The sequence below is a fragment of the Bordetella genomosp. 8 genome (assembly GCF_002119685.1).
Lineage (GTDB): Bacteria > Pseudomonadota > Gammaproteobacteria > Burkholderiales > Burkholderiaceae_B > Bordetella_C.
Map to the genome: position 1 here is coordinate 4,016,269 of NZ_CP021108.1, position 24,574 is coordinate 4,040,842.

Here is a 24,574-nt window from a genome sequence, read left to right on the forward strand (position 1 = left end):
AATGAAAACAAGAACGGACGGTCGAGCAGGAAAGCCGTCGATTATCGCCCGAATCTGACGATTGTGCAAGCGCACACGGGCGCGTCGCGCCCGTGCAACGGCGGCAGCCAGGCGCCGTGGCGCTCAGAGGCCGGCCGGCCCCGCTCCTTCCACGACCGCATAGGCGGAGTGGTTGTGGATGGACTCGAAATTCTCGGCCTCGACCCGGTAGGCGCCGACGCCGGTGCGCACCGACAACCGCGCCGCCACGTCGCGGACCAGGTCCTCGACGAACTTGGGGTTATCGTAGGCGCGCTCGGTGACGAACTTCTCGTCCGGGCGCTTGAGCAGTCCCCAGACTTCGCAGGAACCTTCATCCTCGATCAGGCGGATGATTTCCTCCACGCCGACGTCGTCGCCGATGCGGGCGGACACCGTCACGTGGGAGCGCTGGTTATGCGCGCCGTATTCCGAAATCGCCTTGGAACAGGGGCACAGGCTGGTCAGCGGCACCTGCACGATGAGTTCGAACTCGACCTGTTCCCCGGCGGCCCGCGCAACCCACTGGATCTCGTAATCCATCAGGCTCTGGACCCCCGACACGGGCGCCGACTTATTGATGAAATAGGGGAACGCAGCCGTGATGTCGCCACGCTCGGCATGCAGCAGCGGCAACATTTCGCGCGCCATGGCGCGGAAGGATGCCGGCGTCATGGGGGTGCTGCGATATTTTTCCAGCAGCGCCACGAAGCGGGACATGTGCGTGCCCTTTTCTTCCGCCGGCAAGGCCACCGTCAGCGTCCAGTTGGCCACCGTGGCCATGGCGCTGCCATCCGCGGCCTGGACCAGCATCGGATGGCGCACGCCACGTATGCCCACCCGCTGGATGGGAATGTGCCGCGTATCGGCCGAACTTTGGACGTCCGGCATGACGAGGGCGGAATCGATCGGGGAATTCATAGATCTGGCCTGTGACAAACGGTCTGCCTGAGCGCCGTCAAAAATGTCGATGGACGTGCATTATCGCCCAACGCAACGTTAGCGTCCGGGAAAACCCTTTTCCCTTACGGGTGTCAAGGAATCCCGCGCCGCCTGCTACCTGCCCGCCCGCGCACTCAGCCCCGGTTCACCTTGGCCAGCGGCCGCGCCAGCAGGTCGGCGAAACGCGCGCGCACCGCGGCCTCGATGCCGGGGGCATCCAATCCCACGCCGGCCAGCAGCGCCTGCTGTTCGCCGTGATCGATGAAACGATCCGGCAATCCCAGCTGCAGCACCGGCAGGTTGATCCCCGCGGCGTTCAAGGCTTCGCATACCGCGCTGCCGGCCCCACCCATGATGGCGCCCTCTTCCACCGTCACCAGCGCATCATGGCCGGTGGCCAGTTCGTGCACCAGGGCTTCGTCCAGCGGCTTGACGAAGCGCATGTCCGCAACCGTGGCGCCCAGCGCTTCGGCGGCTTTCTCCACCGCGGGCAGCAGCGTGCCGAAACACAGGAAGGCGATGGTTGCGCCGTTCCGGCGCACCACGCCCTTGCCCAGCGGCACTTCTTCCAGCGTCGCCGGGACCGCGGCGCCACGGCCGCCTCCACGCGGATAGCGCACCGACGCCGGGCCCGCATGGCGGTAACAGGTGGTCAGCAGCAGGCGCGCCTCGGCCTCATCGGAAGGCGTGGCCACGACCATGTTCGGTATGCAGCGCAGGAAGGCGATGTCGTAGTTGCCGGCGTGCGTGGCGCCATCGGCGCCCACCAGGCCGGCACGGTCCAGCGCGAAGGTCACATCCAGGTTCTGCAGCGCCACGTCGTGGATCAGTTGATCGTAGCCGCGCTGCAGGAAGGTCGAGTAGATCGCCACCACCGGCTTCTGCCGCTCGCACGCCAGGCCGGCGGCGAAGGTGACGGCATGCTGTTCGGCGATGCCGACGTCGAAATAACGCGACGGAAAACGCCGCTCGAATTCCACCAGCCCGCTGCCTTCGCGCATCGCCGGCGTGATGCCGACCAGCTTTTCATCCTGGTCGGCCATATCGCACAGCCATTGCCCGAAGACCTGCGTGAACGTCAGCTTGGACGGCGCCTTGGCCGGCACGATGCCGACTTCCGGATCGAACTTGCCCGGGCCGTGATACAGCACGGGGTCGGCCTCGGCCAGCTTGTAGCCCTGGCCCTTGCGCGTCACCACGTGCAGGAACTGCAGCCCCTGCAAGGCCTTCAGGTTCTGCAGCGTGGGCAGCAGCGCGTCCAGGTCGTGGCCATCGATGGGCCCGACATAGTTGAAGCCGAATTCCTCGAACAGCGTGGCGGGCGTCACCATGCCCTTGGCATGCTCCTCGAATCGGCGCGCCAGTTCGAGCACAGGCGGCACGTGCTGCAGCACCGCCTTGCCGACATTCTTCGCGGCCGCGTAGAAGCGGCCCGACATCAACCTGGCCAGGTAGCGATTCAAGGCCCCCACCGGCGGCGAGATCGACATGTCGTTGTCGTTCAGGATCACCAGCAGGTTGATGCCCGGCGTGACGCCTGCATTGTTCATGGCTTCGAACGCCATCCCGGCCGACATGGCCCCGTCGCCGATCACGGCGATGTGCTGGCGCGCGATGCCCGCATTGCGTGACGCCACGGCCATGCCCAGGGCGGCCGAAATCGACGTCGACGAATGCGCCGTGCCGAAAGCGTCGTACTCCGATTCGCAGCGGCGCGGAAACCCCGAAATGCCGTCCGCCTGCCGCAGCTTGGCCATGCCTTCGCGGCGACCCGTCAGGATTTTGTGCGGATACGATTGATGGCCGACGTCCCAGACGATGCGATCATGCGGCGTATCGAATACGTAATGCAGGGCCAGCGTGAGTTCGACCGTACCCAGGTTGGACGACAGATGGCCGCCGGTGCGGGAAACCGACGTCAGGATGAAGGCGCGCAGTTCATCGGCCAGCGTCTTCAGCGAGCGCCGGTCCAGCCGCCTCACGTCCGACGGGCTATCGATGGCTTCCAGGAATTCAGTGGTCATGCTTTTCGCAACCAAGGTCGTGGACCGCGCGCGCCGCCAGGCGCCTCAACGGTCCCGCAATACGATGAAATCGGCCAGTTCCGCCAGCCGGGCACGCCCTTCGCCCAACGGCACCAGGGCCTGCAGGGCAGCCTCGCGCAGGTCCTGCGCGAAAGCGCGCGCCTGCTCCAGGCCCATCAGCGAAACATAGGTCGGCTTGTTGTCGGCGGCATCCTTGCCCGCCGTCTTGCCCAGTCTGGCCGAGTCCGCCGTCACGTCCAGAATATCGTCCACTACCTGGAATGCCAGGCCGATGGCCTGTGCGTAGTCATCCAGGGCCTGCCGCGCGCTGGAACTGGCGCCCGACACGATACCGCCCAGGGCCACGCTGACCGCCAGCATGGCGCCCGTCTTCATGCCATGCATGGTCTGCAGCGCTTCACGGTCCAGTTGCCGCCCCACGCTTTCCAGATCGATCGCCTGCCCGCCCGCCATGCCCAGGCTGCCCGACGCGCGCGCCAGCGCCCGCGTCGCCTGCACCACCAGCGCGGGCGCGATCGGCATCTCCGCCAGCAATTCGAAGGCCAGGGGCTGCAAGGCGTCGCCGACCAGCATGGCCGTGGCTTCGTCGTACTGCACGTGCGTGGTCGGGCGGCCACGGCGCAGCGTGTCGTCGTCCATGCATGGCAGGTCGTCATGCACCAGCGAGTATGCGTGGATCAGTTCGACCGCCGCAGCGGCGCGGTCCAGCGAGGCTTCCACGGCCATGGCATGGCCGCTGATCGGGCAGGCCTGGCCGGCGGCGTACACCAACGCCGCGCGCACCCGCTTGCCGCCCCCGAGGACTGCGTAGCGCATCGCGTCATGCAGGCGCGTGGGCACGGCGTCGGCCGGCGGCAGCAATTCGTCCAGCGTCCGTTCGATGTGCTCGGCGCGTCCGGCCAGCCATTCCTGGAAAGCGAGATGGGAGTACTTCATCCGTTCGATTCGTCATCCAGCGCGCCCGGATCCAGCGGACGCAGAAGGTCGCCTTCCAGCACGCGGACTTGCTGTTCCGCCTGGGCCAGTCTTTCCTGGCAGATGCGCGTCAGCTCCACGCCGCGCCGATAGGCCGCGAGCGACTCTTCCAGCGGCAAGGAACCGTCCTCCATGGCCGCGACCAGGGATTCAAGTTGCGCCAGGGCTGTTTCGAAGTCCTGGGGCAAGGCGGACGCGGCCCGGCCTGGCGCGGCCTGTCCGGTCGTCGTGGAAGAAATGTCGTGCGGATCGGCTTGCGAGGGGGCCAAGCGTGTCTCCGAATAAAACTGCTGTGAATAATCCTGGAATTGTACGAGATCGGGAACCACGGGGTCGGGAGCCCTCCCCGCAGACCTGGCTGCCTGAACACCTCCCCATCCGGACGCCCGATAGCGAACGGGCCACGGCCGTGCGGGGTGGGTCCGCGGCATGACCATGCAGGGGCGTCACGCAATAAGTCATGAAACATGGAAGGGCAAGGTTCCATCCAAATGGCTCGCGGGCACGCTTGTAGCGGCTGGGGTACAATGGTCAATCAAATTTCGATCGGCCAGCCCGATTTTTCTTCGCGCCAGAACGGATTCGTGCCGTCCTGGCTTTTTTATCCGAGCGGAGGGAATCATGACCGACATTGGTCGGATGGCGCAATTCGTGCCAGCTCGAACCCAGCTACCCGTCAGCGCCTATTTTGACGAAGCCCGTTTGCAGCGCGAGAAGGAAATCATTTTCCAGCAATCCGCGTTGTACGTCGGCCATCGCAAAATGGTTCCCGAAGTTGGCGATTGGCGTACGCTGGTCCAGGAAAAAGGTGGACGTGCTCTTGTCCACACACCGCAGGGTATAGAACTTATCTCAAATGTCTGCCGCCACCGCCAGGCCTTGATGCTTGGTGGTGTGGCGGGCAATGTCACGGGCGCCGATACGGCGGGCAATCTGCGGGCGACGGGGGGCAACATCGTCTGCCCCCTGCATCGCTGGACCTATAGCGCCCAGGGCGAGCTGCTGGGCGCGCCTCAGTTCGACAGTACGCCCTGCGCCAAGCTGGACCGTTTTCGCCTGCGTGATTGCCACGGGCTGCTGTTCGAAGGCCCGCGCGATCCTCTGCAGGACATCGGCGGGCTGTTCGGGCGTCCCGAATTCGACTTCGGCGACTACGTGCTCGATCGCGTGCAGATCCACCAATGCAACTACAACTGGAAGACCTTCATCGAGGTCTACCTGGAGGACTACCACGTCGGGCCCTTCCACCCCGGCCTGGGGCGTTTCGTCACCTGCGACGACCTGGCCTGGGAATTCGGTTCCTGGCACAGCGTGCAGCGCGTCGGCGTGCACCAGGCGCTGGCCCATCCAGGGTCGGACGTCTACCGCGCCTGGCATGACCGCGTGCTGGACTTCCGGCAAGGCGCGACGCCCGATTTCGGCGCCGTCTGGGCGACCTACTTCCCGACCCACATGATCGAGGTCTATCCGCACGTGCTGGTGCTATCCACGCTGCACCCGCGCGGGCCGCAGGACACGCTGAACGTGGTGGAGTTCTACTACCCGGAGGAAATCGTCGCCTTCGAACGCGAATTCGTCGAGGCGCAACAGGCCGCCTATATGGAAACCGCGGTGGAAGACGACGAGATCGCCGAACGGATGGACGCCGGCCGCAAGGCCTTGATGGAGCGCGGCATTTCCGAGGCCGGCCCCTACCAATCCCCAATGGAAGACGGCATGCAACACTTCCATGAATGGTATCGGCGCATCATGGCGGAAACCGACCCGCATCCGTGATGCAGGCATCTCCATGGAAAACGCCGGGGCTCCCCGGCGTTTTTCTTTTCGGTCGGCCAGACGCAAAACGCTGCGCAATGGCGCCCCCGTATTGACATATCGGGGAATTCCGATATGATGGCGACATGGATTTGCTCGAAATATTCAAAGCCCTCTCGAACCGTACACGCCTTGCCATCTTGCAAGGGCTGAAAGATCCCGCGAAGAACTTTCCGCCGCAGGACGAGGGTGATGTCCATACGGTGGGAGTCTGCGTCAGCAGTATTCAGGAAGGCGTCGGCCTGTCGCAGTCCACGGTGTCTGATTACCTTGCCACGCTGCAGCGAGCGGGCCTGGTGGAAGTACGGCGCATCGGCCAATGGACGTACTACAAACGGAACGAGGCAGCCATCCGTGCGCTCGCCGAAGTCATAGGAAAATCGCTGTAATTGGATCGCGCCTTAAATGTCGATCCGGTCATTTTTCACCCTTTTTTTAACCCAACATATCGTCAATTCCCGATATCCCTTTTTTTAGAAACGAGGATAGCAATGAAAGCGATAGTGCTCACATCATTTGGCGGCCCGGAATCGTTCGAACTGCGCGACGTGCCCAAGCCGGCCCCGCAGGCGGGCCAGGTTCTGGTCCGCGTACACGCCAGTTCCATCAATCCATTGGATTACCAGGTGCGACGTGGCGACTATCCCGATCTGGTGCGGCTGCCCGCCATTACCGGGCACGACGTATCAGGCGTGGTCGAAGCAGTCGGGCCGGGCGTGAAGACCTTCTCCCCCGGAGACGAAGTCTGGTATACCCCGCAGATCTTCGATGGGCCTGGCAGTTACGCCGAATACCATGTCGCGGCCGCGAGCATCGTCGGGAAAAAGCCTGCTTCGCTGAGCCATCTGGAAGCGGCGAGCCTGACGCTGGTGGGCGGGACGGCGTGGGAAGCACTGATCGTACGCGCGGCGCTAAGAGTAGGCGAGACCATCCTCGTCCACGGCGGCGCCGGAGGCGTCGGCCATGTGGCGATCCAGCTCGCAAAAGCCGTGGGCGCAAGGGTGCTCACCACCGTGCGCCGGGCAAACTTCGAGTTCGCCCGAAGCCTGGGGGCCGACGTGATGATTGACTACGAAAACGAGGATTATGTCGACACCGTCATGCGCGAGACCGCGGGCCGGGGCGTCGACGTCATATTCGACACCATAGGCGGCAACACGTTGGCCCGCAGCCCCGACGCGCTGGCGCAACTGGGCCGCGTCGTCTCGATCGTGGACATCGCGCAGCCGCAAAACCTGATTCAGGCCTGGGCCAGGAACGCGAGCTACCACTTCGTCTTCACGAGACAAAACCGCGGCAAGCTCGATGAACTGAGTACGTTGGTAGAACGCGGCCAACTGCGGCCACACGTAGGCGCCGTCCATACGCTTGCCGATATTCCGCTCGCCCACGCCCGACTGGAGAGTCCGAACAATGGTTTGCGGGGGAAGATCGCGATTGCGATCGGCCCCGATCTCGCCCCATAAAGTCGCGGGTCAGCCCTTTTCCCGCGGCCGGGACGGGTCGCTGATCCACTCGCTCCAGGAGCCCGGATACAGACGCGACCCGGGCAATCCGGCGACTTCCATCGCGAACAGATTGGCCGACGCCGTGATCCCGGAGCCGCACTGGTGGACGATGGACCGCGGCGGGCGATCGCCGAGCACCGCCAGGAACTCGTGGCGCAGTTGCGCGGGCGACTTGAAGCGGCCATCGGCGTCCAGATTGTCGGTGTAAGGACGATTCAGGGCGCCCGGTATGCGTCCGGCCTCCGGGTCGATGGGCTCGACTTCGCCGCGATAGCGCGGCGCCGCGCGCGCATCCACCACGGTAAACGAAGGGTTGCGCAGATTGGCCAGCACGGCGTCGGCATCCACCGCGTCGACCAGCGCAGCGCGTGGCGCCGCACCGGCAGCCGGGGCCGGAGCTGGCGCCGCGCCGCTTGCCACCGGCAGGCCCGCCGCATTCCAGGCCTGCCAGCCGCCGTCCAGCACGGCGGCGCGGTCGTGGCCGATCCATCGCAGCAGCCACCACAGGTGCGCCGCATACTGTCCCCCGCTGGCGTCGTAGGCCACCACCAGGGTTTGCGGTCCCACGCCATGGGCGGCCATCAGCCCGGCCAGCGCGGCGGGGTCCGGCAAGGGATGGCGGCCGTTGCGCCCGGTATGTTCGCCGGCCAGGTCCTTTTCGTTGTCCAGGAAGCGCGCGCCGGCGATGTGCGACGCCTCGAACTGGCGCCGCCCCGCCGAGAAATCGCCCAGGTCATGCCGTACGTCGAAGACACGCACGTCGGCGTCGTCCAGGCGGCCCGCCAGTTCGGAAACGGACATCAGGTGGGTCGAGGTCATGCTTTTTTCTCCCGTATGGCCGCGGCCATGGTCCGCGACTCGCGCATCGTCCGCCATATCGACAACAGTCCGGCGGCGATGATCAAACCCATGCCTATCCAGGCGATGTCGTCCAGGTTCTCTTGCCAGAACGCCATGCCCAGAACGGCGGCGAAGATGATGGTGGTGTACTGCAGCGCCGCCGTCAACAAGGCGGACCCGAGCCCGAAGGCGCGCGTCACGGCCAGTTGCCCGAGCAGTCCCGACAGGCCGATGCCCGTCAAGGCGGTGTAGCCCCGCAGATCGGTGTCTCCCCAGCCCTCGGCACTGAGGCCGGCGACACTGGTGATGCACACTCCGCAGGAAAAGAACAGCACGGTGCGCCATTCGGGCTCGCCGATGCGGCCCAGTTCGCGGATCTGCATCATGGCCACGGCGGACGTGCCGCCCGCCGTCAGGCCGAGCAGCGCGGCCAACCATTGGTCGTGGCCGATGCTGGGACGCAGGACGGCGATCACGCCCAGGAAACCGAGCGCCACCGACAGTATGCGCACCATATCCCGCTGCGCCCCGCCCCAGCCGAGCATCCAGGCGGCGATGAACAGCGGCGAGGTATACGACAGGCTCGTGGCGGTGGCCAGCGGCAGGTGCGCCAGCGCGTAGAAACCCAGCCACATGGAGCTGACGCCGGCCAGATTGCGCCACAGGTGGGGCTTCCAGCGGGTGGGGAGGATGGAGTGGCGCCCTGCCCGGGCCCAGGCCAGCAGCAGGACGACCGACGGCAAGCCGCGAAACAGCACGACCTGCGACAGGGAGGCTTCGTGCTCGGTGGCCAGCTTCACGCAGGACCCCATGATGGCGAACATGAGAGACGCCAACAGCATCCAGAGAGCCTGCATGGAATGGAACCGGGACCGTCGGGTTGCAAGGAAGCGCTACTATACTCCGCCGTGGCCTCGGCGCCGGCCTGCCCCGCGGCGCCGCGATGCCGCACGGCCCTGGTCCGACCGCGGTATGCTCGCGCGCCGCGGAACCTGGACGCCCCGGGACCGTCCAAGCTACATCGCTCGCAAAGGGATCATAAAAAACCATGAAACGTATCGTTCTATTCGTGCTGACCAACCTGGCCGTCATGGTGGTGCTGTCGGCCACGCTTCGCATCCTGGGGGTCGACCGCTTCCTGACGTCGAATGGGCTGAACATCAATGCCCTGCTGGTGTTCTCGTTGGTCGTGGGCTTTACCGGCGCCATCATTTCGCTGCTGATGAGCAAGACCATGGCCAAGTGGAGCACGGGCGCGCACGTCATCGACCCGAACGCGCCGCGCAGCCAGAACGAAGCCTGGCTGCTGGAAACCGTGCACCAGTTGGCGGACCGCGCCGGCATCGGCCGGCCCGAAGTCGCGATCTACGAAGGCGCGCCCAACGCATTCGCCACGGGCGCGTTCAAGAACGACTCGCTGGTGGCCGTCAGCACGGGCCTGCTGGAAAGCATGACCGAAGAGGAAGTCACCGCCGTCCTGGGCCACGAAGTCGCCCACATCGCCAATGGCGACATGGTCACGCTGACCCTGATCCAGGGCGTGGTCAATACCTTCGTGGTGTTCCTGGCCCGCGTGGTCGGCTACTTCATCGACAAGGCGGTCTTCCGCAACGAGCGCGGCGTGGGGCCGGGCTATTTCGTGACCGTGATCGTCTGTGAAATCCTGTTCGGCATCCTGGCGTCCATCATCGTGGCGTGGTTCTCGCGCCAGCGCGAATACCGGGCGGACGCGGGTTCCGCGCACCTGCTCAGTTCACGCGACCCCATGATCCGTGCGCTGGCGCGCCTCGGCGGCCTGGAGGCGGGCGCGCTGCCCAAGACCTTCGAGGCGTCCGGCATCACTGGCGGCGGCGCCATCAGCGCGCTGTTCGCCACGCACCCGCCCATCCAGCAACGCATCGCGGCGCTGCAGCGCGTGCCGCTGTAATCCGGCGACGCCGCGGTCGCCCGCCGGCCAGGCCGGTGGCCGCGGCGGCGAGTTCATCGCGCATCATCGGCAGCGGCAGCACGCACATGCCGGCGCCACCGCCGGACGGCCTGCGCGCCGAATGAGAACGTTTTCATCGTCTGTGTCCCCATGACGTGGAACCATGCGATCATTGGGGCTGGCCCGTGCTGCCCAGCCGGTCATTCAACCGTTATCCCCTGCGCAGACGTATGTCCGGAATCCTTACCCTGCTCGACTTCGCTGGCTATGTGGCCCTGCTCCTGTGGGGTGTCCATATGGTCCAGACAGGCGTGCAGCGGGCTTTCGGCGCGGCCCTGGGCGCGGTGCTGGGCCGTGCGCTGGGCACGCGCCTGCGGGCGTTCGCGGCCGGACTGGGCATCACGGCCGCCCTGCAAAGCAGCACGGCCACGGGCCTGATGATCACCGGCTTCGCGGCCGGCGGCGTGGTGGGCCTGGTGCCGGCGCTGTCGGCCATGCTGGGCGCCAACGTGGGCACCACGCTGATCGTCCAGCTGCTGTCCTTCGACCTGACGGCGCTGGCGCCCATCCTGATCCTGTTCGGCGTGTGGATGTTCCGCCGCTACCCGCCCGGCCGCACGCGCGACCTGGGGCGCGTGTTCATCGGCCTCGGGCTGCTGCTGATCTCGCTGCATTCGCTGGTGGATCTGTTCGCGCCCTTCCAGAACGCGCCGCTGCTGCGCATCCTGCTTCAAGCCCTGGCCAGCCAGCCCGTGGCCGCCATGCTGGTGGCCGCCGTCCTGACCTGGGCGGCGCATTCCAGCGTCGCGGTGGTGGTGCTGCTCATGTCCATGGCTTCCCATCACCTGGTCAGCCCGGAAGCCGCCTACGCCATGGTGTTGGGTGCCAACCTGGGCACCGCCGTCAATCCGATGATCGAAGGCGTCACGGGCGATGATCCGGCGGCGCGCCGCCTGCCGCTGGGGAACATGCTGACCCGCGTGGCCGGCGTGGTGGTCGGCCTGATCCTGTTGCCCTGGGTCAGCAGCTGGATGAACGCCATGACGGATGACCCGGCGCGTGCCGTGGCCAATTTCCACACGCTGTTCAACGGGATCGTCGCGCTGGTCTTCCTGCCGCTGCTGGTGCCGTATGCCGCCTTGTTGACGCGCTGGCTGCCCAAGCGCATCGATCCGGACGACCCCGCCCGCCCGCAATACCTGGACGAGTCGGCGCACGATATCCCGGCGGTGGCGCTCGGCAGCGCGTCGCGCGAGGCCTTGCGCATGGCCGATATGCTGCAGACGCTGCTGGTGCTGGCGCGGGCGGGCTTCAAACGCGACAACCGGCACCGCCTGCCCCAGGCCAAGCAGCTGGACGCCGCCATGGACAAGCTGGAAACGGCGATCACGCTCTACCTGGCGACGCTGGATCGCGAAAGCATGACCAAGGAAGACCTCCAGCGCATGGAAGAAATCGTGGCCTTCGCAAGCAATGTCGGCCATGCCGCCGACATCGTCTACAGCGGCCTGTTGAACCATGCCACGCGCCTGCGCAAGCAGGGCTGGAAGCTGGCGCCGGACCAGAGCGAACAACTGGACGAATCGTTGGGGCAGCTGTTGAACAACGAACGGCGCACCGCGGCGCTGTTCGTCAACGCGGACCTGCGCCAGGCGCGCGCCCTGGCCGGCGAAAAGGAAAGCTTCCGCGCGCTGGAAGCCCAGGCGGCGGAAGCGCATCTGCAGAAGATCAAATCAGGCCAGGTCGAACAAGCCGAAATCGGCCAGATGTACCTGGATATCCTGCGCGACGTGAAAGGCGTGAATTCGTATCTGGTCGGCGCCGCCGCCTATCCCGTGCTGGCCAAGGAAGGCGAGCTGCTCCCCAGCCGCCTGCGCGAAGCGTCGAACTGAGTTCGACGCGCCGGCGGCCGGCACCGCGATTACTTCAGATATTGCGCGAACCAATCGCGCATTCTTTGCCAGCCATCCTGCGCATCCTGTTCGTTATAGCTGGGACGATAGTCGGCCAGGAACGCGTGCCCTGAATCGGGGTAGACCACGAACCTGGACGCCTTGGCGTTGTCATTGCCTTCGGCCAGCCGCTGCTTCATGGTTTCCACATCCTCCAGCGGAATGCTGGTGTCCTTGGCGCCGTACAGGCCCAGCACCGGGCCGTGCAGTTCCTTGGTGACGTCGACCGCATTGCGCTTGATCAACGGACCATGGCCCTGCGTGAGCTTGCCGTACCAGGCCACGCCGGCCTTCACCTTGGCACTGTAGGCCGTGTACATCCAGGTGATGCGGCCACCCCAGCAGAAGCCGGTGATGCCCACGCGTTCGGCGTCGCCCCCCTGCTGCGCGGCCCAGGCCACGCTGGCGTCCAGGTCGGCCATGACCTGCTCGTCCGGCACCTTGGAAACGATGTCCTGGATCAGCTTGGGGATATCGGTGTAGGTTGACGCGTCGCCCTGGCGCTCGTACAGGTTGACGGCGATGGCGAAATAGCCTTCCTTGGCCAGGCGCCGGCAGACGTCCTGGATGTGTTCATGTATGCCGAAGATTTCCTGCACGACGCAGATGATGGGCACATCGGTCTTGCCTTCCGGCACGGCGTAGTAGGCGGGGACCGTGCCGTCCTTGACGGGCAGGTCGATCAGGCCGTGCGTCAGGCCTTGCGGGCTGGTGTGGATCGCGGTGCTCTGCACGGCGCCCGCGGCGGGCGAAAAACTCATGGCGGTATCCTCTGGCTTTTGGGGTTGGGCACATGGTGCGTCACGGCGGGGCGCGCCGCCCAGGCGCCGTCCCGCCGATTATGCCGCGCATTGCCTTAATGCGTGCTGGAACGCGCCTGCCCGCCAGAACCTGCCCGCTGGACCCGGCGCCCGCGCCGGCCCAGGCCCGGGCCCAGATCCCGAACCGAACCCGGGCTAGTGCGCCTGTTCCCAGTTCTTGCCGACGCCCACTTCGGCCACCAGCGGCACGCGCAGCTGCGCCACGTTGCACATCAGGCCGGGCAGTTCGGCGCGCACCTGGTCGACTTCCTGGTCGGGGACTTCCAGCACCAGTTCGTCATGCACCTGCATGATCATGCGCGACAGCAGGCCTTCGCGCGCGATCCACTCCTGGACCGCCACCATGGCCTTCTTGATCAGGTCCGCCGCGGTGCCCTGCATGGGCGCATTGATGGCGGCGCGTTCGGCGGCCTGCCGGCGCGGTCCCGAGCCGCCGCGGATTTCCGGCAGCCACAGCCGCCGGCCGAAGACCGTTTCCACGTAGCCCTGCTCGCGCGCCAGCACGCGCGTCGATTCCATATACTGCGCCACGCCCGGATAGCGCGCGAAATAGCGATCGATATACGCCTGCGCGGCATCTCGGGTGATGCCCAGGTTGGACGCCAGGCCGAACACGCCCATGCCATAGATCAGGCCGAAATTGATGGCCTTGGCGGCACGCCGCTGCTCTCCCGCGACGGACTCCAACGGAACGCCGAACACCTCGGACGCCGTGGCGCGGTGGATGTCCTCGCCCGCGGCGAACGCCCGCTGAAGGTTCTCGTCGTCCGATACATGCGCCATGATGCGCAGCTCGATCTGCGAGTAGTCGGCCGACATCAACACGCCGCGTTCGGCGATGAAGGCTTCCCGCACGCGGCGGCCCGCCGGCGTGCGTACCGGGATGTTCTGCAGGTTCGGCTCGGAAGAGGCCAGCCGCCCGGTGATGACGGCGGCCTGCGCGTAATGGGTGTGCACCCGGCCGGTGGCGGGGTTGATCATGCGCGGCAGCTTGTCGGTATACGTGGACTTCAGCTTGGACAGGCCCCGGTATTCCAGCAGGACCTGGGGCAGCGGATAGTCCTGGGCCAGCTTGCTCAGGACTTCCTCGTCCGTGGACGGCGCGCCGCTGGCCGTCTTGCGGACCACGGGCAGCTGCATGCGGCCGAACAGGATCTCGCCCAGCTGCTTGGGAGAATTCAGGTTGAAGGGCTGGCCGGCAAGCTCGTAGGCGCGTTGCTCCAAGGTCAGCATTTCCTGCCCCAGCGCCGTGCTTTGCCGCATCAGCTCGTCGGCGTCGACGCGCACGCCCGTGCGCTCGATTTCGGTCAGGACTTCGGAAACCTGCAGTTCCAGCTTGTAGATGTGTTCCAGGCCGGCATCGGCGCTGACGCGCGGACGCAGCAGATGATGCATCTGGATCGTGAAGTCGGCGTCTTCGGCGGCATAGTGGCCGGCCCGCTCGACCGGGACTTCGTCGAAGCAGATCTGGCTGGCGCCCTTGCCGCACAATTGTTCGTAGGTGATGCCGCTGCGGCCCAGCCATCGCTGCGCCAGCTCCGCCAGGCTGACGCTTCGATGGGACTCCAGCACATACGCCTGCAGCATCGTGTCTTCGGCGATCCCCGCCAGCCGTATGCCTTCGTTGCGCAGCACGTGGGCGTCGTACTTGGCGTTGTGCAGCAACTTGGGCACGGCCGGGTCTTCCAGCCACGCGCGCAGCCGCGCCAGCACCTCGTCCTTGGGCAACTGGTCGCCGGCTTCGGGCCCGCGATGCGCGACCGGGATATAGCAGGCCACGCCAGGCTCGATCGAGAACGACATTCCCACCAGGCGCGCCTGCATTTCGTCCAGCGACGTGGTCTCCGTATCGAAGGCGGCCAGCGGCGCCCCGCGCAGCTTTTCCATCCATGCATCGAAGGCGGCCCAGTCGGTGATGATCTGGTAATCCACCTGTTCGGGCGCGGCGGGACGTTCGGGCGCGACGCGCGAATCGCCGGTCGGGACGCGTTCTGTTTCGCCGCTGACCTCGCGCAGCCAGGTCCGGAAACCATAGCGCTCGTAGAGCTCCAGCAGCGCTTCCTTGTCTTCTTCCTGCGCGATCAGCGCTTCCGGTCCGGACATGGTGCCGCTCAGATCGCAATCGCGCCGCACGGACAGCAGCTTGCGCGTCAGCGGGAAATTCGTCGCGGCCAGGCGCAGGTTGTTGCCCGCGACGCCCTTGATGGCATCCGCTGCTTCCAGCAGCTTGTCGACCGAACCGTATTCGGTCAGCCATTTGACGGCCGTCTTCGGTCCGACCTTGTCCACGCCCGGCACATTGTCCACCGCGTCGCCGATCAGCATCAGGTAATCGACGATGCGTTCGGGCGGCACGCCGAACTTCTTGACCACGCCGGCGGGATCCAGGGTCTCACCCGTCATGGTGTTGACCAGCGTGACGTGGTCATCCACCAATTGGGCCAGGTCCTTGTCGCCCGTCGACACGATCGTGTCGATACCGTGTTCGGTGGCGATGCGCGCCAGCGTGCCGATGACGTCGTCGGCTTCCACGCCTTCGATGGCGAAAACCGGCCATCCCAGCGCACGCACCACATTGTGTATGGGCTCTATCTGGACCGCGAGGTCCTCGGGCATGGGCGGACGGTGCGACTTGTAATCGGGATACAGGTCGTCACGGAAGGTCTTGCCACGGGCATCGAAAATGCAAGCCGCATATTGCGCGTCGTAATCCTGCTTCAGTTTACGAAGCATATTGACGACGCCGTACAACGCCCCCGTCGGCTCCCCCTGCGCGTTACGCAAGTCAGGCATGGCATGATAGGCGCGGTACAAATAGCTAGAACCGTCAACCAGCAACAGGGTTTTATTCATGGTCAAAAAGGAAGATGGCAGGGAGACTCCCGCCGGCAGACAAATACCGGTGATTATGTCAGAGATACTGACCGCGGCTGATGCGCTGCGGGATCTGGGTCCGGCCGTCAGCGTTTTCGGCAGCGCACGCATCAGCCGCGAATCGCCGTACTACAAACAGGCGGAAGCATTGGCGGCGGCCCTGAGCCGGGCCGGCTTCGCGGTGATCGCCGGCGGCGGGCCCGGCATCATGGAAGCGGCCAATAAAGGCGCATTCGAAACCGGCGGCACCAGCGTCGGCCTGAATATCGTCCTTCCGCACGAAGCGAACAATAATGCCTACCAGACCATCAGCCTGATGTTCGAGTATTTCTATGCGCGCAAGGCGACGTTCTTCATGCACAGCTTTGCCTATGTCGCCTTGCCCGGCGGCTTCGGCACGCTGGACGAGCTGTTCGAAGCGCTGACCCTGGTGCAGACCGGCAAGGTCCCGCCGGCCCCCATCGTGCTGATGGGCAAGGACTATTGGCACGGTATCGTGGACTGGCTGGCCAAGACCGTGTTGAGCAACGGCATGATAGGCGCCCACGACCTGGAGCTGTTCATCGTGGAGGATGACCCGCAGATCGTCGTGAGCCGCATCGTCGACTTCCACGCCCGTTACCTGTCTCCCGAGCAGTACGCCCCTTCCCTGCCTGCGTAGGCCCGCGCGCGGCGCACCGAAGGATGGCGTTCGCCACCGCGATTGGGTTATTTTGGTGCATAAATGCTGCAATATAGTGCGCTAATATGCGTCGAATTGGTGCGTTTTCCAGCCCGACGAGGCGAACCCACGGCGCCTGATATGGCACGGGTTTTGCATTCTGTTGCGCGAATGCCACTGGCGCCGGTGACCATGTCCGAGGCGCCAGCGCCCTGGAACCCGCCTTGCCATCCAAGATCCGCCCTGACATGGACGCCCTCAGCCCCCTCGTGGAGGCCCCGCATACGGGGGGCTGGCTGGCGACCCTGGGCCTGGGGCTCGCGCGCCGCCACGACCGCACCGTGCTCGCCCGGCGCCGGCACGTCGGCCCGCTGACCGTCCAGAAACCCCTTTATCCGGAGCCGGATGCCGGCATCTGCCACCTGACGCTGCTGCACCCGCCGGGCGGCCTGGCCAGCGGCGACACCCTGCGCCTGGACATCGAACTGGACGCCGATGCGCACGCGGTCATCACCACGCCCGGCGCGACCAAGTGGTACAAGGCCCACCCCACCCATCCGTCGCGGCAGGAATTGACCATCCGCGTCGCCGATGGCGCGCGCCTGGACTGGTTGCCGCTGGAGAACATCTACTTCGACCATAGCCAGGCGCACCAGCGCATGGACGTCAGCGTCGGGGCCGGAGCCAGCGTGCTGGGCTGGGACGCCGCCCTGCTGGGGCGGCAGGCGTCGGGCGAGACCTGGTCCGCCGGCCACGTGCGCAACGATTTCCGCCTGCTGGACGGGGCTGGCCGCCTGCTGTGGACGGAACGCCAGCGCCTTTCGGCGCGCGCATCCCTGCGCGCCGCGCCGCAGGGCCTGGCCGGCATGCCCGCCTATGGCACGCTGTGGGCCGTAGGCGCCGCTTGCGATGCCACCCTGGCGGAAGCGTTGGCGCCAGCCCTGCCCTTCGACAGCGGCCTGCGTGCCGGCGCCACCAGCCCCGTACCGGGCGTGCTGCTCGTACGCGCCGTGGCCACGCATATCGAACCGCTGCGCCATCTGTTCGCCGCCCTCTGGCTGCGCCTGCGGCCGCTGGTGCACGGTGTGCCCGGCCGCCCCCTGCGCCTCTGGGCCACCTGAAATATTCCCTGGACCCGCCATGAAGCTGACGCCCCGCGAAAAAGACAAGCTGCTGATATTCACCGCCGCGCTGCTGGCCGAAAGGCGCAAGGCGCGCGGCCTGAAGCTGAACTACCCCGAAGCCGTTGCCTATATCAGCGCCGCGCTGATGGAAGGCGCGCGCGATGGCCGCACCGTGGCCGAACTGATGGATTACGGCACCACCCTGCTGACCCGCGAAGACGTCATGGAAGGCGTGCCCGAAATGATCCCCGACGTGCAGATCGAGGCGACCTTTCCCGATGGCACCAAGCTCGTCACGGTACACAACCCCATAGTCTGAGCGTGCCGGCCTGCGCGCCGCCCAGCTCCCCATAGCCGATGGAGAACACAAAGAGATGAACCACCCGTCACGTATCGCGGCGATCGCCGCATGGCCCGCCCTGCTGCTGGCCGGAGCCGCCACCGCCCATCCGCTGCAGGAGCATATCGCCGAGGCGGCCGGCATGGCGTCCAGCGCCATGGCCGGCATGCTGCACCCCTTGAGCGGCGCCGACCACCTGTGCGCCATGATCGCGGTCGGCATGTGGAGCGCCATGACGGCGCGCCGTGTCTGGGTCGCGCCGCTGTCCTTCGCAGCGGTGCTGCTGCTGGGCGCGCTGTTCGGCCTGGCGCGCGTGCCCATGCCCGCGGTGGAACCGATGATCGCCGCGTCGCTGCTGGTCCTCGGCCTGCTGGTGGCGGCGCGCGCGCGCCTGCCTGAATGGGCCGGCGCCGCCATCGCGGCGCTGTTCGCATTCTTCCACGGGCATGCCCATGGCTACGAGCTACCCGAGACGGCCAGCGCGGCCGCTTATATCGCCGGCTTCATGGCCGCCACGGTAGGGCTGCATTGCGCCGGCATCGGCGCGGGGATGGCGCTGCGCCGCGCGCATGCGTGGCTGCCGCGCATCGCGGGCCTGGGCGTGGCGCTGTACGGCGTCGTGCTGCTGGCCGCCTGAGCCACGCTGATCCACGCTTGATCCAAGGAGCGCGAAGATGATTCCCGGCGAACTGCTGGTGGACGACGGCGAGATCGAACTCAATGCCGGCCGGCCCACCATTACCGTCACGGTAGCCAACACCGGCGACCGGCCCATCCAGGTCGGCTCGCACTTCCACTTCCACGAAGTCAACGACGCCCTGCAGTTCGACCGGGCGGCAGCGCGCGGCTTTCGCCTGAACATCACGGCCGGTACCGCGGTCCGCTTCGAGCCCGGGCAGACTCGCACGGTCGAACTGGTCGCGCTTGCGGGCGAACGCGCGGTGTACGGCTTCGCCGGCCGCGTCATGGGCAAGCTGTAAGGACGGGAGCATACGCATGAGCGTGAAAATCGGCCGCCGCGCCTACGCGGAGATGTTCGGCCCCACCACCGGCGATCGCCTGCGGCTGGCGGATACCGAACTGTTGATCGAGATCGAGCGCGACTACACCGTCTATGGCGAAGAGGTGAAGTTCGGCGGCGGCAAGGTGATCCGCGATGGCATGGGCCAGTCGCAACGCATCGGCGCCGATGTCGCCGACACCGTCATCACCAACGCCGTGATCCTGGACCATTGGGGCATCGTCAAGGCCGACATCGCCTTGAAGAACGGCCGCATCCAGGCCATCGGCAAGGCCGGCAATCCGGACATCCAGCCTGGCGTCACCATCGTCATCGGGCCGGGCACGGAAATCATCGCGGGCGAAGGCAAGATCGTCACGGCCGGCGGGATCGATGCGCACGTCCATTTCATCTGCCCGCAATTGATAGACGAGGCCTTGTCGTCGGGCCTGACCACCCTGCTGGGCGGGGGCACCGGACCGGCCACGGGCACCGCCGCGACCACCTGCACGCCGGGCGCCTGGCACATCGAGAACATGCTGGCCGCCGCCGACGGCTGGCCCATCAACATCGGGTTGCTGGGCAAGGGCAACGCCAGCCAGCCCGCGCCGCTCCTGGAGCAGATCGACGCCGGCGCCATCGGCCTGAAGCTGCATGAAGACTGGGGCACCACGCCGGCCGCCATCGATTGCTGCCTGGACGTGGCGGAACGCACCGACACCCAGGTTGCCATCCACACCGACACACTGAACGAAAGCGGCTTCGTGGAAAGCACCGTGGCGGCGTTCAAGCATCGCACCATCCACACGTACCACACGGAGGGCGCCGGCGGCGGCCATGCGCCCGATATCCTGAAGGTGGCGGGCCTGCCGAATGTGCTGCCCTCTTCCACCAATCCTACCCGGCCGTACACCGTCAATACCGTCGACGAGCATCTGGACATGCTGATGGTGTGCCATCACCTGGATGCCGCCATCGCCGAGGACGTCGCCTTCGCGGAGTCGCGCATCCGCCGCGAAACCATCGCCGCGGAAGACATCCTGCAGGACCTGGGCGCGATATCGATGATCTCCAGCGATTCGCAGGCCATGGGCCGCATCGGCGAAGTGATCATGCGCACGTGGCAGACGGCGCACAAGATGAAAGTGCAGCGCGGCGCCCTGCCCGGCGATGGTCGCGCCGACAACGCGCGCGCCAAGCGCTACATCGCGAAGTACACGATCAATCCCGCCATCACGCACGGCATGGCGCACGAGATCGGCTCCGTCGAGCCGGGCAAGTGGGCGGACCTGGTGGTGTGGGATCCGGCCTTCTTCGGCGTCAAGCCGGACATGGTGCTCAAGGGCGGCATCATCACGACCGCGCTGATGGGCGATCCCAACGCGTCCATCCCCACGCCGCAGCCGGTACACTACCGGGAGATGTTCGGCACGCGTGCCGGCGCGCTGGCGCGGGGTTCCCTGACCTTTGTATCGCAATCGGCCTACCAGGCCGGCATCGCCGCCAGGTATGGATTGTCCAAGCGCGTGGTGCCCGTCCATGGCATCCGGGGCGTACGCAAATCGCACATGGTGCACAACGACTGGCAGCCGCACATCGAAGTCGATCCCGAAACCTATCGCGTCCTTGCCGATGGGCAGGAGTTGATTTGCGAGCCCGCCCGGGTGCTGCCCATGGCGCAACGCTATTTCCTGTTCTGATCCTGGGGCGCGTCCTATGTGCAGATTCGCATGAGACGTATAGAAAAAGTCGTGGGCCGCGGACAGGCTGTCGCCAAGGCCTTGTTGCGGCGCGCGCCCACGCTGACGCTGCCCTTCGAGTCGCGCAGCCGCAGCCGGCTCGCCGCCACGCTGGACAACGGCGATGAAGTCGCGCTGTTCCTGCCGCGCGGCACCGTGCTTCGCGACGGCGACGCGCTGGTGGCCGAGGATGGCGGGCTGGTCCGCGTGGTCGCGGCGCCGCAGCCGGTGCTGCGCGCAACCTGCGTGGATCCGCACGTGCTGTTGCGGGCGGCCTACCACCTGGGCAACCGGCATACGCCGGTGGAAGTGGGACCGGATTATCTGCAGCTGGAACATGATCCCGTATTGAAGGACCTGCTGCTGCGCCTGGGGCTGAACGTGGTGGCCATCGAGGCGCCGTTCGAGCCGGAAGCCGGCGCGTATGGCGGCGGGCACAAGCACGGGCACGACGAGACCTTCGAGGAAGATTACGCGCTGGCGCAGCAGGCTTACCAGGACCGGCACGGGCATTCGCATGATCATGGCCACGAGCATGGCCACGAGCATGGGCACGGACATGATCACGGGCACGAACATGGCCACGATCATGAACACGGCCACAAGCATGCGCACGGTCACGATCACGGCCACGAGCACGGCCACAAGCATGTGCACGACCACGGCCACGACCACGATCATGACCACGATCACGGGCACAAGCATGCCCACGACCATGAACACAAGCACCGGCACAAGCACTGAACTCATCGCCCTGTTGCACCTGGCGTCGCCGGCCTTGCCCATCGGCGCCTTCAGCTACTCGCAGGGGCTGGAAGCGGCCATCGAAGCCGGCGTGATCGCCAACGCCGATGACGCGGGCCGCTGGATCGCCCACGGCCTGGACATCGTCGCCGAAGGCGAAACCGCCTTGCTCGGCCAGCAATTCCGCAACTGGGCCGCAAACGACATCCAGGCCGTCGCCGACCTGAACGCATGGCTGCTGGCCATGCGCGAATCCGCCGAACTGCGCCAGGAAACCGAGCAGATGGGCTGGTCGCTTGCCCGCCTGCTGGAAGAACTGGAATGGGGCGACGCGGCAAGCCGAGCCGCGCTGCGCGACATGCAGCCGCTGAGCCTGCCCACGGCCTACGCCTACGCGGCGCAGCGCGCGGGCGCGGCGCTGGAAGACTGCCTGACCGCGTGGCTGTTCGCCTGGGCGGAAAACCAGGTGGCCGCCGCGCTGAAGGCCGTGCCGCTCGGCCAGGTCGCCGGCCAGCGCATCCTGTTCGGCCTGCACGGCGCCATCCAGGCCGCCGCGCGGCGCGCCGCGGTCACAAACGAGGACGACGCCTCGACCTTCTCACCGCTGCTCGGCATCCTGTCGGCACGCCACGAAACCCAATACTCGCGCCTGTTCCGCTCGTAAGGACAGGCGGGCAACACGCTACGGAATAGCACACCAGGATCGCACCCCATGAACCAGCGCACCAAGAAGAATCCCCCCTTGCGGGTAGGCATAGGCGGCCCCGTCGGATCCGGCAAGACCACCTTGACCGAAATGCTGTGCAAGGCCATGCGCGACACGTATGACCTGGTCGTCATCACCAACGACATCTACACCAAGGAAGACCAGCGCCTGCTCACGGTCGCCGGCGCCCTGCCCGCCGAGCGCATCATGGGCGTCGAAACCGGCGGCTGCCCGCACACCGCCATCCGCGAGGACGCGTCCATCAACCTGGAAGCCGTTGATCGCATGCTGGGACGCTTCCCCGACGCCGACATCGTCTTCATCGAGTCGGGCGGCGATAACCTCGCAGCCACCTTCAGCCCTGAGCTATCGGACCTGACGATCTACGTCATCGACGTGGCCGGCGGCGAGAAAATCCCCCGCAAGGGCGGCCCCGGCATCACCAAGTCCGATCTGCTCGTCATCAACAAGACCGACCTCGCCCCGATGGTCGGCGCTTCGCTGACGATCATGGAAGAAGACACCCGCCGCATGCGCGGCGCCCGCCCTTACGTCATGAGCGACATGAAAGCCGGCGCCGGGCTGGGCGATATCGTCAAGTTCATCGAAAAGCAAGGCTTGCTGGCAGCCTGAACCGGCTTCGAACAGCCCAGGAACAGGCAAATCTGCTGACACCTATCTGAAAACCCTACTGACTTACAGGATGAGCTTTACCTGCTTGCCAGGGATGGGATCATGCGCACATGCGATTCGTCGCACTCTTCATAAGGAATTTTTGCCATGGATAACGCCTTCCTCGAGGCCCTGAAACGTCGCCGCACCCAGTACGCGCTGGGCCGCAACCTGCCGGTCTCGCATGAAGCGGTCACGACGCTGATCCAGGAAGCCATCAAGCACACGCCGTCGTCCTTCAACTCGCAGAGCTCGCGCGCGGTCATCCTGTTCGGCGCCCAGAGCGTCAAACTGTGGGATATCGCCAAGGATACCCTGCGCAAGATCGTACCGGCCGACGCCTTCGCCGCCACCGAAAAGAAACTCAACAGCTTCGCCGCCGGCGCGGGCACCGTCCTGTTCTTCGAAGATCAGGACGTCGTCAAGGGCCTCCAGGAAAAGTTTGCCCTGTACGCCGACAACTTCCCCGTATGGTCCGAGCAGGCGGGCGGCATGGCTCAATTGTCGGTCTGGTCGACCCTGGCAAACGCCGGCATCGGCGCCAGCCTGCAGCACTACAACCCGCTGATCGACGAAGCCGTGGCCAAGGAATGGAATATTCCCGCCAGCTGGAAGCTGCGCGCACAAATGCCCTTCGGTTCCAACGAAGCGCCCTTCAACGAAAAAGCCTTCATGGACGACGCACAGCGCTTCCGCGTGCATCATTGATATCGGAAAGAGCCCGGCATTCCGCCGGGCTCTTTCACGCGTGCGCTGTCTAGAACGTTTTCGAGCCACTCAGCTTGGCTTGATATTTCGCTCTCGGACAATCTTTGTCCAGAGCCGAATCTCCTGCGACACCAGAAATCCGAACGTATCCGGTGTATTCGGTTGAAGCGGCGCTACGTAGCCTTGTTCCGTGAACGCCTGCTGTAATGCAGGGTTCAATAGAACTGCGTTGATGGAATCGTTCAGGCGCTTTGCTACGTGCGGCGGCGTTCCCGCCGGCGCCATAAGGCCGAACCATGTATCCAGGTTCAGTCCTAATACCCCGGTCTCTTCCACTGTTGGAACATCAGGGATCGCCAATGAGCGTTGCCGCGACATAACGGCGACGGGACGGACAGCCTTGGCCTGTATTTGCGGCAGCGCGGCCGGCAATACCCCAAAAAGCAGATCCACGCGGCCACCGATAAGGTCGACGAAGCCCGGTGCGCTGCCGCGATAGGCTACATGCAGCATGCTGGTTCCGGTTTCGCGTTGGAATAGTTCACACAACAAATGACCAGTCGACCCCACGCCGGAAGATGCGCAGGTTACCGTCGATGGATATGTCTTCGCCAGCTCTACGATGTCCCTCACATGCTTGATGGGCGTGCGCTCCCCGGTGACGATAACGTTGGGCACAGTGGCGAGGAGCCCGATAGGGACCAGGTCCGTGCTTAGATCGAACTTAAGGTGCTCGTACATGGTTTTATGCACCGTATTCGAACGGGTACTTAGGTAAAGCGTGTAGCCATCCGGAGTCGCGCGCGCCACGTGTTCCGCCGCCACATTGCTCGCAGCACCAGGACGATTTTCAACGAGCACCCTCTGCCCGAGTTCATCTGTGAGGTATCTCGCCAATATGCGCGCCAATCCGTCCGTACCTCCGCCTGGCGTGAAGCCAATGACCAGGGTAACGGGACGCTCTGGATACGCACCCGGTGGTTCGGCGGCAAGCCCCGCCATTGGTAGTACACCGCCTACCAAAGAGAGAGCTGCCAATTCCCGTTTGCAAAAGTTCATGTCTGTCTCCATTTGCTCTCGTAGTCCTGCAATAGCTGAACGCGATCTTGCCGAAGGGGCTGGATCAGTGTCCTGTTAGGTACAGGCGTTCCTTTTGGAACGAC

Annotated in this window: 24 protein-coding genes; 15 read left to right on the plus strand and 9 right to left on the minus strand. The window is 65.6% G+C overall.

Annotation, left to right across the window (positions count from 1 at the left end; translation table 11 throughout):
- Window positions 1–123: 123 nt before the first annotated feature.
- The 4 genes from folE2 to CAL12_RS28765 form a co-directional block, all read right to left on the minus strand.
- The gene (gene folE2, locus CAL12_RS18295) at window positions 124–939 is read right to left on the minus strand and encodes a GTP cyclohydrolase FolE2 (RefSeq protein WP_086065933.1); all 816 of its coding nucleotides are present in this window, start codon (window positions 937–939) and stop codon (window positions 124–126) included.
- A 155-nt stretch (window positions 940–1,094) separates the two neighbouring features.
- Complete coding sequence (gene dxs / locus CAL12_RS18300; RefSeq protein ID WP_086065934.1) at window positions 1,095–2,984, minus strand: 1-deoxy-D-xylulose-5-phosphate synthase; 1,890 nt, start codon at window positions 2,982–2,984, stop codon at window positions 1,095–1,097.
- Between the two features lie 45 nt (window positions 2,985–3,029).
- Complete coding sequence (locus tag CAL12_RS18305) at window positions 3,030–3,941, minus strand: polyprenyl synthetase family protein (protein WP_086065935.1); 912 nt, start codon at window positions 3,939–3,941, stop codon at window positions 3,030–3,032.
- On the minus strand, window positions 3,938–4,219 hold the full coding sequence (locus tag CAL12_RS28765) for an exodeoxyribonuclease VII small subunit (protein WP_086067972.1): 282 nt from the start codon (window positions 4,217–4,219) through the stop codon (window positions 3,938–3,940). Before CAL12_RS28765 ends, CAL12_RS18305 begins: the two co-directional genes overlap by 4 nt.
- 382 nt (window positions 4,220–4,601) lie before the next feature.
- On the opposite strand from CAL12_RS28765, the gene CAL12_RS18315 reads away from it, so the two are divergent.
- The 3 genes from CAL12_RS18315 to CAL12_RS18325 all read left to right on the plus strand — a co-directional run bounded on the left by CAL12_RS18315 (window position 4,602) and on the right by CAL12_RS18325 (window position 7,261).
- Window positions 4,602–5,756 carry an aromatic ring-hydroxylating oxygenase subunit alpha gene (locus tag CAL12_RS18315; protein ID WP_086065936.1) on the plus strand — a complete coding sequence of 385 codons (1,155 nt, stop codon included), beginning with the start codon at window positions 4,602–4,604 and terminating at the stop codon, window positions 5,754–5,756.
- Window positions 5,757–5,881: 125 nt separating this feature from the next.
- The gene (locus CAL12_RS18320) at window positions 5,882–6,184 is read left to right on the plus strand and encodes an ArsR/SmtB family transcription factor (RefSeq protein WP_086065937.1); all 303 of its coding nucleotides are present in this window, start codon (window positions 5,882–5,884) and stop codon (window positions 6,182–6,184) included.
- Between the two features lie 102 nt (window positions 6,185–6,286).
- Entirely contained in the window at window positions 6,287–7,261 is a 975-nt protein-coding gene (locus CAL12_RS18325; RefSeq protein WP_086065938.1) for a zinc-dependent alcohol dehydrogenase family protein, read from the plus strand.
- Between the two features lie 9 nt (window positions 7,262–7,270).
- On the opposite strand, the gene CAL12_RS18330 is transcribed toward CAL12_RS18325, so the two are convergent.
- Both CAL12_RS18330 and CAL12_RS18335 read right to left on the minus strand, forming a co-directional pair.
- On the minus strand, window positions 7,271–8,122 hold the full coding sequence (locus CAL12_RS18330) for a sulfurtransferase (protein WP_086065939.1): 852 nt from the start codon (window positions 8,120–8,122) through the stop codon (window positions 7,271–7,273).
- Window positions 8,119–9,000 (minus strand): DMT family transporter, encoded by an 882-nt coding sequence (locus CAL12_RS18335; RefSeq protein ID WP_086065940.1) that lies wholly within the window; start codon window positions 8,998–9,000, stop codon window positions 8,119–8,121. The genes CAL12_RS18330 and CAL12_RS18335 overlap by 4 nt, the downstream gene beginning before the upstream one ends.
- 191 nt (window positions 9,001–9,191) lie before the next feature.
- On the opposite strand from CAL12_RS18335, the gene htpX reads away from it, so the two are divergent.
- Both htpX and CAL12_RS18345 read left to right on the plus strand, forming a co-directional pair.
- Complete coding sequence (gene htpX / locus CAL12_RS18340) at window positions 9,192–10,070, plus strand: protease HtpX (protein WP_086065941.1); 879 nt, start codon at window positions 9,192–9,194, stop codon at window positions 10,068–10,070.
- Window positions 10,071–10,300: 230 nt separating this feature from the next.
- Window positions 10,301–11,962 carry a Na/Pi cotransporter family protein gene (locus tag CAL12_RS18345; protein ID WP_086065942.1) on the plus strand — a complete coding sequence of 554 codons (1,662 nt, stop codon included), beginning with the start codon at window positions 10,301–10,303 and terminating at the stop codon, window positions 11,960–11,962.
- 29 nt (window positions 11,963–11,991) lie between these two features.
- On the opposite strand, the gene CAL12_RS18350 is transcribed toward CAL12_RS18345, so the two are convergent.
- Both CAL12_RS18350 and polA read right to left on the minus strand, forming a co-directional pair.
- On the minus strand, window positions 11,992–12,783 hold the full coding sequence (locus tag CAL12_RS18350; protein WP_086065943.1) for a dienelactone hydrolase family protein: 792 nt from the start codon (window positions 12,781–12,783) through the stop codon (window positions 11,992–11,994).
- Between the two features lie 195 nt (window positions 12,784–12,978).
- Window positions 12,979–15,696: a DNA polymerase I gene (gene polA / locus CAL12_RS18355; protein ID WP_086065944.1), complete on the minus strand. Its 2,718-nt coding sequence runs from the start codon at window positions 15,694–15,696 to the stop codon at window positions 12,979–12,981.
- Between the two features lie 55 nt (window positions 15,697–15,751).
- Here polA and CAL12_RS18360 point away from each other — a divergent pair, with 55 nt between their 5' ends.
- The 10 genes from CAL12_RS18360 to CAL12_RS18405 all read left to right on the plus strand — a co-directional run bounded on the left by CAL12_RS18360 (window position 15,752) and on the right by CAL12_RS18405 (window position 23,411).
- Window positions 15,752–16,378 (plus strand): TIGR00730 family Rossman fold protein, encoded by a 627-nt coding sequence (locus tag CAL12_RS18360; protein ID WP_086065945.1) that lies wholly within the window; start codon window positions 15,752–15,754, stop codon window positions 16,376–16,378.
- A gap of 248 nt (window positions 16,379–16,626) precedes the next feature.
- Window positions 16,627–17,499 carry an urease accessory protein UreD gene (locus CAL12_RS18365; protein WP_086065946.1) on the plus strand — a complete coding sequence of 291 codons (873 nt, stop codon included), beginning with the start codon at window positions 16,627–16,629 and terminating at the stop codon, window positions 17,497–17,499.
- A 19-nt stretch (window positions 17,500–17,518) separates the two neighbouring features.
- Window positions 17,519–17,821 carry an urease subunit gamma gene (ureA, locus tag CAL12_RS18370; RefSeq protein WP_086065947.1) on the plus strand — a complete coding sequence of 101 codons (303 nt, stop codon included), beginning with the start codon at window positions 17,519–17,521 and terminating at the stop codon, window positions 17,819–17,821.
- Between the two features lie 55 nt (window positions 17,822–17,876).
- Window positions 17,877–18,479 carry a HupE/UreJ family protein gene (locus tag CAL12_RS18375; protein ID WP_086065948.1) on the plus strand — a complete coding sequence of 201 codons (603 nt, stop codon included), beginning with the start codon at window positions 17,877–17,879 and terminating at the stop codon, window positions 18,477–18,479.
- Between the two features lie 37 nt (window positions 18,480–18,516).
- Entirely contained in the window at window positions 18,517–18,822 is a 306-nt protein-coding gene (locus CAL12_RS18380) for an urease subunit beta (protein ID WP_086065949.1), read from the plus strand.
- 16 nt (window positions 18,823–18,838) lie between these two features.
- Complete coding sequence (ureC, locus tag CAL12_RS18385; protein ID WP_086065950.1) at window positions 18,839–20,542, plus strand: urease subunit alpha; 1,704 nt, start codon at window positions 18,839–18,841, stop codon at window positions 20,540–20,542.
- A gap of 30 nt (window positions 20,543–20,572) precedes the next feature.
- The gene (gene ureE, locus CAL12_RS18390) at window positions 20,573–21,325 is read left to right on the plus strand and encodes an urease accessory protein UreE (protein ID WP_086065951.1); all 753 of its coding nucleotides are present in this window, start codon (window positions 20,573–20,575) and stop codon (window positions 21,323–21,325) included.
- Window positions 21,297–21,989 (plus strand): urease accessory protein UreF, encoded by a 693-nt coding sequence (locus CAL12_RS18395; RefSeq protein ID WP_086067973.1) that lies wholly within the window; start codon window positions 21,297–21,299, stop codon window positions 21,987–21,989. The genes ureE and CAL12_RS18395 overlap by 29 nt, the downstream gene beginning before the upstream one ends.
- A gap of 48 nt (window positions 21,990–22,037) precedes the next feature.
- Complete coding sequence (ureG, locus tag CAL12_RS18400) at window positions 22,038–22,664, plus strand: urease accessory protein UreG (protein WP_086065952.1); 627 nt, start codon at window positions 22,038–22,040, stop codon at window positions 22,662–22,664.
- A 147-nt stretch (window positions 22,665–22,811) separates the two neighbouring features.
- Entirely contained in the window at window positions 22,812–23,411 is a 600-nt protein-coding gene (locus tag CAL12_RS18405; RefSeq protein WP_086065953.1) for a nitroreductase family protein, read from the plus strand.
- 69 nt (window positions 23,412–23,480) lie between these two features.
- Here CAL12_RS18405 and CAL12_RS18410 read toward each other — a convergent pair whose 3' ends face one another.
- The gene (locus tag CAL12_RS18410) at window positions 23,481–24,470 is read right to left on the minus strand and encodes a Bug family tripartite tricarboxylate transporter substrate binding protein (protein ID WP_086065954.1); all 990 of its coding nucleotides are present in this window, start codon (window positions 24,468–24,470) and stop codon (window positions 23,481–23,483) included.
- Between the last annotated feature and the right edge of the window lie 104 nt (window positions 24,471–24,574).